13 protein-coding genes are annotated in these 13,361 nt (G+C 60.9%); 10 read left to right on the top strand and 3 right to left on the bottom strand.

Annotated elements, in window-relative coordinates; genetic code table 11:
- Positions 1–228 precede the first annotated feature (228 nt).
- Positions 229–984, bottom strand: a complete 756-nt coding sequence (locus TZ03_RS24785; RefSeq protein ID WP_051101020.1) for a GntR family transcriptional regulator — start codon at positions 982–984, stop codon at positions 229–231.
- A gap of 282 nt (positions 985–1,266) precedes the next feature.
- Here TZ03_RS24785 and TZ03_RS24780 point away from each other — a divergent pair, with 282 nt between their 5' ends.
- Both TZ03_RS24780 and TZ03_RS29290 read left to right on the top strand, forming a co-directional pair.
- Positions 1,267–2,616, top strand: a complete 1,350-nt coding sequence (locus TZ03_RS24780; protein WP_051101019.1) for an NCS2 family permease — start codon at positions 1,267–1,269, stop codon at positions 2,614–2,616.
- 275 nt (positions 2,617–2,891) lie between these two features.
- Positions 2,892–3,665 carry an RHS repeat-associated core domain-containing protein gene (locus TZ03_RS29290; protein WP_082056719.1) on the top strand — a complete coding sequence of 258 codons (774 nt, stop codon included), beginning with the start codon at positions 2,892–2,894 and terminating at the stop codon, positions 3,663–3,665.
- Between the two features lie 59 nt (positions 3,666–3,724).
- Here the strand turns inward: TZ03_RS29290 and uraH are convergent, their stop codons facing one another.
- Positions 3,725–4,078, bottom strand: a complete 354-nt coding sequence (gene uraH, locus TZ03_RS24775; protein ID WP_003259496.1) for a hydroxyisourate hydrolase — start codon at positions 4,076–4,078, stop codon at positions 3,725–3,727.
- Positions 4,079–4,477: 399 nt separating this feature from the next.
- On the opposite strand from uraH, the gene puuE reads away from it, so the two are divergent.
- The 7 genes from puuE to TZ03_RS24740 all read left to right on the top strand — a co-directional run bounded on the left by puuE (position 4,478) and on the right by TZ03_RS24740 (position 11,497).
- The gene (gene puuE / locus TZ03_RS24770; protein WP_051101018.1) at positions 4,478–5,404 is read left to right on the top strand and encodes an allantoinase PuuE; all 927 of its coding nucleotides are present in this window, start codon (positions 4,478–4,480) and stop codon (positions 5,402–5,404) included.
- A complete protein-coding gene (uraD, locus tag TZ03_RS24765; RefSeq protein ID WP_051101017.1) occupies positions 5,404–5,919 on the top strand; it encodes a 2-oxo-4-hydroxy-4-carboxy-5-ureidoimidazoline decarboxylase in 516 nt (171 codons plus the stop codon). The genes puuE and uraD overlap by 1 nt, the downstream gene beginning before the upstream one ends.
- A gap of 49 nt (positions 5,920–5,968) precedes the next feature.
- The gene (locus TZ03_RS24760) at positions 5,969–6,472 is read left to right on the top strand and encodes an ureidoglycolate lyase (protein ID WP_012315446.1); all 504 of its coding nucleotides are present in this window, start codon (positions 5,969–5,971) and stop codon (positions 6,470–6,472) included.
- A 59-nt stretch (positions 6,473–6,531) separates the two neighbouring features.
- On the top strand, positions 6,532–7,860 hold the full coding sequence (locus TZ03_RS24755) for a urate hydroxylase PuuD (RefSeq protein ID WP_051101016.1): 1,329 nt from the start codon (positions 6,532–6,534) through the stop codon (positions 7,858–7,860).
- Between the two features lie 224 nt (positions 7,861–8,084).
- On the top strand, positions 8,085–9,440 hold the full coding sequence (locus TZ03_RS24750) for a nucleobase:cation symporter-2 family protein (RefSeq protein ID WP_051101015.1): 1,356 nt from the start codon (positions 8,085–8,087) through the stop codon (positions 9,438–9,440).
- 136 nt (positions 9,441–9,576) lie between these two features.
- Positions 9,577–10,362 (top strand): outer membrane protein OmpK, encoded by a 786-nt coding sequence (locus TZ03_RS24745; RefSeq protein WP_051101014.1) that lies wholly within the window; start codon positions 9,577–9,579, stop codon positions 10,360–10,362.
- A 352-nt stretch (positions 10,363–10,714) separates the two neighbouring features.
- Positions 10,715–11,497: an outer membrane protein OmpK gene (locus TZ03_RS24740; RefSeq protein WP_051101013.1), complete on the top strand. Its 783-nt coding sequence runs from the start codon at positions 10,715–10,717 to the stop codon at positions 11,495–11,497.
- Positions 11,498–11,620: 123 nt separating this feature from the next.
- Here TZ03_RS24740 and TZ03_RS24735 read toward each other — a convergent pair whose 3' ends face one another.
- On the bottom strand, positions 11,621–12,535 hold the full coding sequence (locus TZ03_RS24735; RefSeq protein ID WP_051101012.1) for a DUF808 domain-containing protein: 915 nt from the start codon (positions 12,533–12,535) through the stop codon (positions 11,621–11,623).
- Between the two features lie 132 nt (positions 12,536–12,667).
- Between TZ03_RS24735 and TZ03_RS24730 the strand changes: the two genes are divergently transcribed.
- The gene (locus TZ03_RS24730; RefSeq protein ID WP_014590197.1) at positions 12,668–13,279 is read left to right on the top strand and encodes a TetR/AcrR family transcriptional regulator; all 612 of its coding nucleotides are present in this window, start codon (positions 12,668–12,670) and stop codon (positions 13,277–13,279) included.
- Positions 13,280–13,361 lie beyond the last annotated feature (82 nt).

The raw sequence follows: 13,361 nt of genomic DNA, 5'->3' as shown, positions 1-13,361 counted from the left end.
TAGTGGAACGCAATGGATGCGCAAGCCCAACTGCTTGATGAAGGTTTGCCCACAAGAATTTAGCAGACGTTTGGCTGATGGCCAGAAATGGCAGGAGACCCTGTGGGAGCGGGCATGCCCGCGAACACCGGCGCAGCCGGTGCCATACGGCGCGGCGCCTGATTCGCGGGCATGCCCGCTCCCACAGATAGGGTGTGAGGCCTGTGCTGTGCCTGAACAGGCAAACGATCAACCCTTGAGCGAAACCTTGGGCTTTTTCAGCAAATGCGAGAACACCGCATGCAGATCGTCCGAGGCACTCTCCTCGTCCAGGTTCAGCTTGCTGTCGATGTGGTCCATGTGGTGCATCATCAGGCTCACCGCCTGCTCGGCATCGCGCGCCTCGATGGCATCGATCAGTTGCATGTGCTCGTCATACGAGCAATGCGAGCGGTTGCCGCTTTCGTACTGGGCAATGATCAGCGAAGTCTGCGACACCAGACTGCGCTGGAAGCTGACCAGCGGTGCATTACCCGCGGCCTCCGCCAGCTTGAGGTGGAACTCGCCGGAAAGGCGAATGCCAGCCCCACGGTCACCGCGCGAGAAGCTGTCGCGCTCTTCACGCACCATCTGCCGTAGCTCGTTGAGTTGCTCGAGGGTGGCATGCTGCACGGCCAGTTCGGTGATGGCACGCTCGACCATGCGCCGCGAGAAGAACACCTGGCGCGCCTCTTCCACCGTCGGGCTGGCCACCACCGCGCCGCGGTTCGGCCGCAGCAACACCACACTCTCGTGGGCCAGGCGCGACAGGGCACGGCGGATGATGGTGCGGCTGACGCCGAAGATCTCGCCCAGCGCTTCCTCGCTCAACTTGGTGCCCGGGGCCAGACGCTGCTCGAGGATAGCCTCGAAAATATGCGCGTAGACGATGTCATCCTGGGTACCACTGCGACCAGCCTTGCCGGCACGCGCAGGTTTTTTCAGAGGTTGCAGCTGTTCGTTCATGGGCTCTCGAGGCACGAAGAGAAAGTATGGCGCCATTGTACACAGGCTGAGGCGATTCCGCAGGAGGCGTTTTACCTATATAGCCGTTGTACGACGTATTGCGCACACAAAAGATAAAACATTATTTGCTTTATTTGTACACAAAAGCATAATCCACCGAGCGACTTCTTGACCTGAAAGTCAACAAACGGTCAGACGTCTGCCTTCCCTCGCGGAGCCGCCAAGTGCATTGCGCAGGAAAATGGCTCCATAACAACAAGAAAGACTTGAGGAGTACTCGCTGTGGAAAGCCGCAAATCCGAAGCCCCTACGCTGGATCTCGCCCCACCGCTCGAAACGAGCTGGCTGGAGCGGATTTTCAAACTCAAGCAACACGGCAGCACTGTCAGGACCGAGCTGATCGCCGGGGTGACCACCTTCATCACCATGGCCTACATCATCTTCGTCAACCCCAACATCATGGCCGACGCCGGCATCGACCATGGTGCCGCCTTCGTCGCCACCTGCATCGCCGCCGCGCTGGGCTGCCTGCTGATGGGCCTGTACGCCAACTGGCCGGTGGGCCTGGCGCCGGGCATGGGGCTCAACGCCTTCTTCACCTACACCGTGGTCGGCACCATGGGCTACAACTGGGAAACGGCGCTGGGGGCGGTATTCCTCTCCGGCGTGCTGTTCATGTTCCTGACCTTGTCGAAAGTGCGCGAATGGTTGCTCAACAGCATCCCGGTCAGCCTGCGCCATGCCATGGGGGCCGGCGTCGGATTGTTCCTCGGGCTGATCGGCCTGAAGACGGCAGGCATCATCGTCGACAGCCCAGCCACGCTGATCAAGCTGGGCTCGTTGCATGAGCCCGGGCCGCTGCTGGCAGCGGTGTGCTTCCTGCTGATCGCCATTCTCAGCTACAAGCGGGTGTTCGGCGCGATCCTGATCAGCATCATCGGTGTCACCCTGGCCGGTTGGGGCCTGGGGCTGGTCAAGTTCGGCGGGGTGATGTCGATGCCACCGAGCCTGGCGCCGACCTGGATGGCCATGGACGTGGTTGGCGTGTTCAACGTCAGCATGATCAGCGTGGTGCTGGCGTTCCTGTTCGTGCATATGTTCGACACCGCCGGCACCCTGATGGGGGTGGCGCAACGGGCCAACCTGGTGGCGCCGGATGGCCGTATCGAGAACCTGTCGCGGGCATTGAAGGCCGATAGCGCCTCCAGCGTGTTCGGCGCCGTGGTCGGCGTACCGCCGGTGACCAGCTATGTGGAAAGTGCTGCGGGCGTGGCCGCTGGTGGCCGCACTGGCCTGACCGCCGTGGTAGTCGGCCTGCTGTTCGTCGCGGCGATGTTCTTCGCGCCATTGGCCGGGATGATTCCGGCCTACGCCACCGCCGGTGCGCTGATCTACGTGGCGATGCTGATGATGGGCAGCATGGCGCACATTCACTGGGACGAGGCCACCGACAGCATTCCGGCGATCGTCACGGTGATCATGATGCCGCTGACCTTCTCGGTTGCCGATGGTATCGCCCTGGGCTTCATCAGCTATGTGGCGTTGAAGGCGGGTACCGGCAAGTACAAGGAAATCTCGGCCAGCCTGTGGGTGCTGTGCGCGATCTTTATTGCCAAGTTCGTGTTCCTCTGACCTCAACCGCACCAACAAAGGGCGCCTCGGCGCCCTTTTGTCATTCCCGGCGCGGCCTCCCTGTGGGAGCGGCCTTGCGTCGCGAAAGGGCTGCGTAGCGGCCCCAGGATCTGTGCCGCGATGAAGATTTCTGGGGCTGCTGCGCAGCCCTTTCGCGACGCAAGGCCGCTCCCACACTGACCGCACCGGACTGACATTTTTGCCAGGTGTGATATTCGTCGGGGCCTGATACAAATACTCAAAACTGCACAGGCGTAATTGCCAGAGACGTCCCAATGCGCATGCTGATGCTCAGCACCTGTGCCTACACCCCTTATGGCTACGCAGCGGCAGGCAAAGGCCGGATTGGTTTCAATGGCGAATTCCGGGACCCGGTTTCCAGTTGTTACCCGCTTGGCAACGGCTACCGCCTGTACAGCCCGACGCAGGGCAGATTCTGCAGCCCAGATAATGTGAGCCCGTTTGGAAGAGGCGGCATCAATGCATACGCCTACTGCCAGGGAGACCCTATCAACCGGGTTGACCGTGACGGGCATTCTATTTGGGAAGTGCTCAAGGGCATGGGCAACACGATCAAGCACATAGTCTCCCCTGGCAATGTGCCTTATGAGCAATTCTCACCGATTCGCAAGCGAGTGCACGAGGAGGTCGATACATCAACGGTATATGGCAGAACCGTTGTTGTGATAAACAAACGTATGGGGGCAAATGGTGACAAGAACCTTCCAGTCTGGAAGGGGGAAAGCTATATCAATAGATCCCAAAGTCACCACCACTTGGGTAATGGCTCCCCTCTCACGCCTGACGCCAGGCCTCTGAGGAGGAGCATCAGCGAATCAAGTATGTTTTTCGAAACAGTCCTTGAATGGTATGAGGTTGCAAAGGAGGCTCATCACAGTGGCTCAAACGAACAAGTAGGGGCTGCAATCGTAGCTATATTTGCAAACATTGCGGGCGGCATAGCTGTCTCGCCCCATGATCATTCTCGCTACAAAACGGGGAGAATACTTCTCTATCCAGGCGATGAAGTGCCAAATATCCGAAAATAAAAAAAGCCCGCCAGTGTGAGAGCGGGCCAAGGACCTACGAAGATTCTTCTAGCGACCAACTAGCTTCCACGATAGGTCGAATAGCTGTATGGCGAGATAAGCAGCGGCACGTGGTAGTGCTCCTGCTGCTCGTCGATGCCAAAGCGCAGCACGACGACATCCAGGAACGCCTGGGCCGGCAGTTGCACGCCGCGGGCACGGTAATAGTCGCCGGCGCTGAACTGCAGTTGGTAAACGCCAGTGCGGTAGTCGTCACCCTGCAGCAACGGCGCGTCGACGCGGCCATCGCTGTTGGTCAGGGCGGTGTTCACCAGCTCCAGCTGCTGGCCTTCGACTCGGTACAGCTCGACCTTGATCGAGCTGCCCGGGCAACCATGCGCGGCATCCAGTACGTGTGTGGTCAAACGTCCCATTGCTTGTCGCCTCTTGTTCAATCTGTGGGCAAAAAATACACGGCCATCATCACGCCAACAGGCCTGCGATGTGCGGGAATGACGCCATTAAGACATTCCACCGCAAAATTGTACACAATTTTTTGATCCCTTCTGCCGCACCCCACGATTCTTGCCCATAACCGACCCATCGGTCGCAAATACAGGGCCAGTGCCGACCCCAATGTCATTAGCTGACCAATCAGGCAGGTTTCTTGCACTGTTTTTCCAGGTCGCTTCGAGGCGACAAAAGGGAAGAAATGCGGAAAAACAGGCTTACAAAAGATTTCAGAAGTTGTATACAATCAGCCCATCCGGTGGTGCGACATACCGACGCGGCCCGCCCACCCCCCGCACTAACGCACAAGAAGGAAGACTGCAGTGAGCGCTGACTACCCTCGCGACCTGATCGGTTACGGCAACAACCCTCCTCACCCGCAATGGCCGGGCAACGCTCGCATCGCGCTGTCTTTCGTCCTCAACTATGAGGAAGGTGGCGAACGCAACATCCTGCACGGTGACAAGGAGTCCGAAGCCTTCCTGTCCGAGATGGTCGCTGCCCAGCCGCTGCAGGGCGCACGCAACATGAGCATGGAGTCGCTGTACGAATACGGCAGCCGTGCCGGCGTGTGGCGCCTGCTGAAGCTGTTCAAGGACAGCGGCGTGCCACTGACCATCTTCGCCGTGGCCATGGCCGCCCAGCGCCACCCCGACGTGATCCGCGCCATGGTCGAAGCCGGCCACGAAATCTGCAGCCACGGCTACCGCTGGATCGACTACCAGTACATGGACGAGGCCCAGGAACGCGAGCACATGCTCGAAGCCATCCGTATCCTCACCGAAATCACCGGCGAGCGCCCGCTGGGCTGGTACACCGGCCGTACCGGCCCAAACACCCGCCGCCTGGTAATGGAGGAAGGTGGTTTCCTGTACGACAGCGACACCTACGACGACGACCTGCCCTACTGGGAGCCGAACAACCCCACCGGCAAGCCGCACCTGGTGATCCCCTACACCCTCGACACCAACGACATGCGTTTCACCCAGGTACAGGGCTTCAACTGCGGCGAGCAGTTCTTCCAGTACCTGAAGGACGCCTTCGATGTGCTGTACGCCGAAGGCGCCGAAGCACCGAAGATGCTGTCCATCGGCCTGCACTGCCGCCTGGTCGGCCGCCCGGCGCGCCTGGCCGCGCTGAAGCGCTTCGTCGACTACGCCAAAAGCCATGACCAGGTCTGGTTCGCCCGTCGCGTGGACATCGCCCGCCACTGGCACACCACCCACCCGTACAAGAAAGAGAACGCCTGATGACCGCCTTCAACACCCTCAAGCCTTCCGCCCTGGACCGTGACGCCTTCGTCAAGGCCTTCGCCGATATCTACGAGCATTCGCCGTGGGTTGCCGAAAAAGCCTACGACCTGGGCCAACTGGGCGAGCTGGACGAGATCGAGGCGCTGCACCAGCGCATGAGCGACATTCTGCTCAGCGCCAACCACGTCGACCAGCTGGCGCTGATCAACGCTCACCCGGACCTGGCCGGCAAGGCCGCCATCCAGGGCGAGCTGACCGAATCGAGCACCAACGAACAGGCCGGCGCCGGTATTCACCAGTGCACCGCCGAAGAGTTCGCCCGTTTTACCGAGCTGAACGACGCCTACAAGGCCAAGTTCCAGTTCCCGTTCATCATGGCGGTAAAAGGCAGCAACCGGCATCAGATCCTCGCCTCCTTCGAAAAGCGCATCCACAACGATACCGATGCCGAGTTCAAGGAAGCCCTGGCGCAGATCAACCTGATCGCCCTGTTCCGCCTGCTGCAGCTGTAAGCGACAGCCGAATCTTTTTCAGTACAACGAACATATAAGAGAGACCCGCATGCGCACCCTGATGATCGAGCCCCTGACCAAAGAAGCCTTCGCCCCCTTCGGAGACGTGATCGAAACCGATGGCAGCGACCACTTCATGATCAACAACGGCTCGACCATGCGCTTCCACAAGCTCGCCACGGTCGAAACCGCCGAGCCTGAAGACAAGGCGATCATCAGCATCTTCCGCGCCGACGCGCTGGACATGCCGCTGACCGTGCGCATGCTGGAACGCCATCCGCTGGGCAGCCAGGCTTTCATCCCGCTGCTCGGCAACCCCTTTCTGATCGTGGTCGCGCCGGTTGGCGATGCACCTGTATCAGGCTTGGTCCGAGCCTTCCGCAGTAACGGCAGGCAGGGCGTTAATTACCATCGCGGCGTCTGGCACCACCCGGTGCTGACGATCGAAAAGCGGGATGACTTCCTGGTGGTTGATCGCAGTGGTTCCGGCAACAACTGCGACGAGCATTACTTCACCGAGGAACAGATGCTGATCCTCAATCCCCACCAATAAGAAAAGGTCGGTCATGCAAAGGCATCGCCCGAGCGGGTGACCGGCAAGAGGTACATACTGTGGAAGCACACCTTCACGAATGGCTGAACCTGAGCATTCGCTGGGTTCACATGATCACCGGTGTAGCCTGGATCGGTGCATCGTTCTACTTCGTCTGGCTGGAGAACCACCTGAACCGAAGCAACCCGCGCGATGGGTTGTCGGGTGATCTCTGGGCGATTCACGGCGGTGGTATCTACCACCTGGAGAAATACAAGCTCGCACCACCGAAAATGCCCGAAAACCTGCACTGGTTCAAATGGGAAGCCTACTTCACCTGGATGTCCGGTATCGCCCTGCTGTGCGTGGTGTTCTACTGGAACCCGACGCTGTACCTGCTGGCCCCTGGCAGCACCCTGAGCGGTGCCGAAGGTGTGGCCATCGGTATCGGCTCGCTGATCGCCGGCTGGTTCATCTATGACTTCCTGTGCGACTCGCCCCTGGGCAAGAAGCCAGCGCTGCTCGGTGGTGTGCTGTTCGTGCTGATCATCGCCGCGTGCTGGGGCTTCAGCCTGGTGTTCAGCGGCCGTGGTGCGTACCTGCATACCGGCGCGATCATCGGCACCATCATGGTCGGTAACGTGTTCCGCATCATCATGCCGGCCCAGCGCCAGCTGGTGGCGGCGATCGAGAACAACCAGACGCCCGACCCGGTACTGCCGGCCAAAGGCCTGCTGCGTTCGCGCCACAACAACTACTTCACCCTGCCGGTGCTGTTCATCATGATCAGCAACCACTTCCCGAGCACCTACGGTAGCCAGTACAACTGGCTGATCCTGGCTGGCATTGCAGTAGCCGCGGTGCTGATCCGCCACTACTTCAACACCCGCCACGACAGCAACAAGTACGCCTGGACCCTGCCGGTCGGCGCCCTGGCGATGATCTGCCTGGCCTACGTCACCGGTCCGAAACCGATGGCAGTCAGCCCAGAGCAAGCTGCGGCGCAGATCGAGTACCAGCCGTTGCCTGCTACCGCTGTCGGTGGCAAGACCGCTGCCGAGCAGCGTGCCGAGGACGTAGCCAAGGCTGCCGAAGCACCTGCCGCGCCGGCTGAAGCCCCTGCCCAGGCCACGGCCAAGGCTGGCGGCGACAGCTTCGACAAGATCCACAATGTCATCCAGGAACGCTGCACCGTGTGCCACTCGTCCAAGCCGACCAGCCCACTGTTCAGCGCCGCGCCTGCCGGCGTGATGTTCGACACCCCGCAGCAGATCCAGGCCCAGGCCGCGCGCATTCAAGCGCAAGCGGTCGCCAGCCAGATCATGCCGCTGGGCAACATCACCCAGATGACCACCGAAGAGCGCAAGCTCGTCGGCGACTGGATCGCCAAAGGCGCCCCGGTCAACTGATAGCACCTCGCCAGGCAACCCGCGCCAAGGGGGACCACCCTCCCCTGTAGGAGCGGGCTTGCCCGCGAAGAGGCCGGTAAATCCGCCCTCAAGCTCCATGTGTTACGTAACAAGCAAGCATCGAGCGTCAGGCTCCAACGCGGAAAACCAAGCTTTTACTTGAAGCTTGCCGCCTGGAGCTTGCCGCTTGGATCCGAGAATAAAAACAAAACTCGAGGTGCTGCATGTCCGAGTCACGCAAGGCGTATATCCCCATTGCGCCGCCGCGAGAGCCTCTGCCCTTGTTCCAACTGATCCTGGTTGGCCTGCAACACGTTCTGCTGATGTACGGCGGCGCCATCGCCGTGCCGTTGATCATCGGCCAGGCCGCCGGGTTGTCCCGTGAAGAAGTCGCTTTCCTGATCAACGCCGACCTGCTGGTCGCCGGCGTCGCCACCATCGTCCAGTCGTTCGGTATCGGCCCGGTGGGCATCCGCATGCCGGTGATGATGGGTGCCAGTTTCGCCGCCGTCGGCAGCATGGTAGCCATGGCCGGCATGCCCGGCGTGGGCCTGCAGGGGATCTTCGGCGCGACCATCGCCGCCGGCTTCTTCGGCATGCTGATCGCGCCGTTCATGTCCAAGGTCGTACGCTTCTTCCCGCCACTGGTCACCGGTACGGTGATCACCTCGATCGGCCTGTCACTGTTCCCGGTGGCGGTCAACTGGGCTGGTGGCGGGCATGAAGCAGACAGCTTCGGCTCACCGATCTACCTGCTGGTAGCCGGCCTGGTGCTGGCGGTAATCCTGCTGATCAACCGCTTCATGCGCGGCTTCTGGGTCAACGTTTCGGTGCTGGTGGGCATGGGCCTGGGCTACATCCTGGCCGGTTCCATCGGCATGGTCGACCTGTCGGGCCTGAACGACGCGCCGTGGCTGCAAGTGGTGACCCCACTGCACTTCGGCATGCCGACTTTCAGCCTGGCACCGATCCTGTCCATGTGCCTGGTGGTGGTGATCATCTTCGTCGAGTCCACCGGCATGTTCCTGGCCCTGGGCAAGGTGACCGATCGCGAAGTCACACCAGGCATGCTGCGCCGCGGCCTGCTGTGCGATGCCGGCGCGTCGTTCATCGCCGGCTTCTTCAACACCTTCACCCACTCCTCGTTCGCCCAGAACATCGGCCTGGTGCAGATGACCGGGGTGCGCTGCCGCTACGTCACCATCGTGGCCGGCGCGCTGCTGATCCTGCTCAGCCTGCTGCCCAAGGCGGCCTTCCTGATTGCCTCGATCCCGCCTGCGGTACTGGGCGGCGCGTCCATCGCCATGTTCGGCATGGTCACCGCCACCGGGATCAAGATTCTCCAGGAGGCGGACATCGGCGACCGCCGCAACCAGTTGCTGGTGGCGGTGAGCGTCGGCTTCGGCCTGATCCCCGTGGTACGTCCGGAGTTCTTCGCGCAGATGCCGCAGTGGATGGAACCCATCACCCACAGTGGCATCGCCATGGCTACGGTCAGTGCCTTGGTGTTGAACGTGTTGTTCAACATCCTCGGTGGCGCCGACCGCGCGGCACATAACAACGCCTGTCACCAACATTGAGCCAAGGGGGCGGCGCAACGCCGCCCCTGCCTCGCCTCGCCGTAAACGCGACACCGTCGGCCCGCCGGAATGGGCCGCCCGGGGCGCCTGTGCGCCAAAAAAACCCTACAAAAACAATAAGTCCGGGAACCACAACATGAAACGCATCACCTCGTCCCTCTTGCTGGGCAGCAGCCTGCTGGCCACTCTCCCCGCCCACGCCGGCGAATGGCTGCTGTGGCACGGCGAAAGCCTGACCTACCTGTATGGCAAGGACTTCAAGGTCAACCCCAGCATCCAGCAGACGGTGACCTTCGAGCACGCCAACAAATGGAAGTACGGCGACACCTTCATGTTCGTCGACAAGATCTTCTACAACGGCAAACCCGACGCCAGCAAAGGCGGCACCACCTACTACGGTGAATTCAGCCCGCGCCTGTCGTTCGGCAAGATATTCGACCAGAAGCTGGCCTTCGGCCCGATCAAGGACGTGCTGCTGGCCATGACCTACGAGCGTGGCGAGGGCGACAACGAGGCCTACCTGATCGGCCCTGGCTTCGACCTGGATATCCCCGGCTTCAACTACTTCACCCTCAACTTCTACGTGCGCAACACCGAGGGCAGCCGCCCCGGTGACAATGTCTGGCAGATCACCCCCGGCTGGTCGTACACCATTCCTGTGGGCAAATCCGACATTCTGATCGACGGTTACATGGACTGGGTCACCGACAACGACCGGACCCGCCGCGGCACCTATCACGCCAACCTGCACTTCAACCCGCAGGTCAAGTACGACCTGGGCAAGGCGCTGAGCCTGGGTGCCAAGCAGCTCTACGTGGGCTTCGAGTACAGCTACTGGAAGGACAAGTACGGTATCGACAGCCGCGGCAACCTGGACAGCAACCAGAGCGTCGCCAGTGCCCTGATCAAGGTGCACTTCTAATAAGCTGACCAAACGCACAAGTTCGTAGCACCACGCTCCAGGACGGAGCGCTTGAGGCCCGGCGCGCAAGCCAGTAATCTGCGCGCCCCCTCGATCAGGGCAGAAAGGATTCTGCCTGCGTTTACTGACCGCTCAGTCAATGAATTCGGGCGGTTGGCCAACGTGTTGCCAGCCTGAAAGACCCTTTTCATCCGTTCAGAACGAAGTCGAGCAGGAACGTTTTGCCAACCCGGAAAAGTTGGCTCAACCCTTGCCAAACAGCTATGGCCTATCGAAAAAAGCTGACTCGAAAGACAAAAAAGCGCCTACACAGAGCGCTGACAACAGATCAACCAAGGGAGCGACACTCGCAATGCGTACCATCAATAGCCTGATCCTCGCCGGCGGCCTGCTGGCCTGCGGCACCACCTTCGCTGGCGACCTGCTGCAATGGCAGAACAACAGCCTGACCTACCTGTGGGGCAAGAACTTCAAGGTCAACCCTGAAATCCAGCAAACCGTCACCTTCGAGCACGCCGACGGCTGGAAGTACGGCGATAACTTCATCTTCGTCGACAAGATCTTCTACCAGGGCAAGAAGGACGCCAACAACGGCCCCAACACCTATTACGGCGAGATCAGCCCGCGCCTGTCGTTCGGCAAGATCTTCGACCAGAAGCTGGAGTTCGGCCCGATCAAGGACGTGCTGCTGGCCATGACCTACGAGTTTGGCGAGGGTGATACCGAGTCCTACCTGATCGGCCCCGGCTTCGACCTGGCCATCCCCGGTTTCGACTACTTCCAGCTGAACTTCTACCAGCGCACTACCGACGGCAGCCGCCCGGGTGACAACGTGTGGCAGATCACCCCGGTGTGGTCGTACACCATCCCGGTCGGTTCGTCCGACGTGCTGATCGATGGTTTCATGGACTGGGTGGTGGACAACGACGAGAACCGCCGTGGCACCTACCAGGCCAACCTGCACTTCAACCCGCAGGTCAAGTATGACCTGGGCAAGGCGTTGCACCTGGGCGAGAAGCAGCTGTACGTAGGTATCGAGTACGACTACTGGAAAAACAAGTATGGCATCAAGGACAGCGATGCCTTCACCACCGACCAGAACACCATGAGCTTCCTGGTCAAGGTTCACTTCTGACCTGAGCAAGGGGCCGCGCTGCGGCCCATTCGCGGGCTTGCCCGCTCCCACAGGTTCAGGACATTCACTGTACTGTGGGAGCGGGCAAGCCCGCGAACCGGGGCAAAGCCCCGGCCATACAACTCAGGCCGCTGGCCGCAGAGCCCGCCACAACTTCCCGGCAACCGCCACCACTGCCAGTACCACGGCACCTGCCACCACCCCGGCCAGGCCGTTGAGCAGCGCCCCGGTCAACGCCCCACCACGCCCTGCGCTGAACGCTTCGATGGCATGATGCAGCGGCCCGATGCCATGCACCAGAATCCCGCCGCCCACCAGGAACATGGCCGCCGTACCAATCACGGACAGGCTCTTCATCATGTACGGCGCTGCCCGCAGAATGCCGTTACCGAACGCCTGGGCCAGGCGTGACGCCTTTTGGGTCATCCACAACCCCAGGTCATCCAGCTTGACGATTCCGCCCACCAGCCCGTAGACACCGATGGTCATGACAATGGCTATCCCCGACAACACGATGATCTGCTGAGTCAGCGGCGCATCGGCCACAGTGCCCAGAGTGATGGCGATGATTTCCGCCGAAAGGATGAAGTCGGTACGTACCGCGCCCTTGATCTTGGTTTTCTCGAAGGCCACCAGGTCGATATTGGTATCGGCCACTGCCTCCTTGCGCGCTTCATGCTCGGCCTCATCCTCAGCCTTGCTGTGCAAGAACTTGTGCGCCAGTTTCTCGAAGCCCTCGAAGCACAGGTAGGCACCACCAAGCATCAGCAACGGCGTCACCGCCCAAGGGATGAACGCACTGATCAGCAGCGCCGCCGGCACCAGGATGGCCTTGTTCACCATCGAGCCCTTGGCCACCGCCCACACCACCGGGATTTCGCGCTCGGCACGCACGCCAGTGACCTGCTGGGCGTTCAGCGCCAGGTCGTCGCCCAGCACGCCCGCGGTCTTTTTCGCCGCCACCTTGGTCATTACCGAGACGTCATCGAGCACCGTGGCGATGTCGTCGATCAGCACCAGTAGACTGCTTCCTGCCATATTTGCCTGCATCCAGATGAGTGAGTGCCTCGGATTCTAGCCCAAAGCCGCTGCCTTGAGCGCCCGTCGAGCGCGGTGCTACCATGCCCGATCCCTCTTAGAGGTGGCCAGACACGAGGAAGATCCCTGACCATGAGCACCATTCGCGAGCGCAACAAGGAACTGATCCTGCGCGCGGCCAGCGAGGAATTCGCCGACAAGGGCTTCGCCGCCACCAAGACCAGCGATATCGCGGCCAAGGCCGGCCTGCCCAAGCCGAACGTGTATTACTACTTCAAATCCAAGGACAACCTCTACCGCGAGGTCCTGGAGAGCATCATCGCGCCGATCATGCAGGCCTCGACGCCATTCAATGCCGACGGCGATCCGAAGGAAGTGCTGAGCGCGTACATTCGCTCGAAGATCCGCATCTCACGCGACCTGCCGCATGCCTCCAAGGTATTCGCCAGCGAGATCATGCACGGCGCCCCGCACCTGTCACCGAACCAGGTGGAGCAGTTGAACGAACAGGCTCGGCACAACATCGAGTGCATCCAGCGCTGGATCGACCGCGGGCAGATCGCCCATGTGGACGCGCATCACCTGATGTTCAGCATCTGGGCGGCGACCCAGACCTATGCCGATTTCGACTGGCAGATTTCTGCAGTGACCGGCAAGGCCAAGCTGGCCGACAGCGATTATGACGCGGCGGCCGAGACCATCATCCGCATGGTACTCAAGGGCTGTGAGCCTGAGGTGGCCTGACAGGGCCAGTGGGGCTGCTCTGCAGCCCATCGCCGGCAAGCCAGCTCCCACAGGACCTCCACAGATCCTGAACGCTGTGGTT

The sequence above is a fragment of the Pseudomonas sp. 10-1B genome (assembly GCF_000935045.1).
Classification (GTDB): Bacteria; Pseudomonadota; Gammaproteobacteria; order Pseudomonadales; family Pseudomonadaceae; genus Aquipseudomonas.
Note: the sequence above shows the minus strand (reverse complement) of the source record. Positions and strands in the feature narration are given on the sequence as shown.

What these genes read in the sequence shown, in the direction of transcription:
- TZ03_RS24785 (WP_051101020.1), bottom strand. Translation starts at nt 984, where the DNA reads ATGAACGAACAGCTGCAACCTCTGAAAAAACCTGCGCGTGCCGGCAAG.
- TZ03_RS29290 (WP_082056719.1), top strand. Translation starts at nt 2,892, where the DNA reads ATGCGCATGCTGATGCTCAGCACCTGTGCCTACACCCCTTATGGCTAC.
- uraH (WP_003259496.1), bottom strand. Translation starts at nt 4,078, where the DNA reads ATGGGACGTTTGACCACACACGTACTGGATGCCGCGCATGGTTGCCCG.
- uraD (WP_051101017.1), top strand. Translation starts at nt 5,404, where the DNA reads ATGACCGCCTTCAACACCCTCAAGCCTTCCGCCCTGGACCGTGACGCC.
- TZ03_RS24760 (WP_012315446.1), top strand. Translation starts at nt 5,969, where the DNA reads ATGCGCACCCTGATGATCGAGCCCCTGACCAAAGAAGCCTTCGCCCCC.
- TZ03_RS24750 (WP_051101015.1), top strand. Translation starts at nt 8,085, where the DNA reads ATGTCCGAGTCACGCAAGGCGTATATCCCCATTGCGCCGCCGCGAGAG.
- TZ03_RS24745 (WP_051101014.1), top strand. Translation starts at nt 9,577, where the DNA reads ATGAAACGCATCACCTCGTCCCTCTTGCTGGGCAGCAGCCTGCTGGCC.
- TZ03_RS24740 (WP_051101013.1), top strand. Translation starts at nt 10,715, where the DNA reads ATGCGTACCATCAATAGCCTGATCCTCGCCGGCGGCCTGCTGGCCTGC.
- TZ03_RS24735 (WP_051101012.1), bottom strand. Translation starts at nt 12,535, where the DNA reads ATGGCAGGAAGCAGTCTACTGGTGCTGATCGACGACATCGCCACGGTG.
- TZ03_RS24730 (WP_014590197.1), top strand. Translation starts at nt 12,668, where the DNA reads ATGAGCACCATTCGCGAGCGCAACAAGGAACTGATCCTGCGCGCGGCC.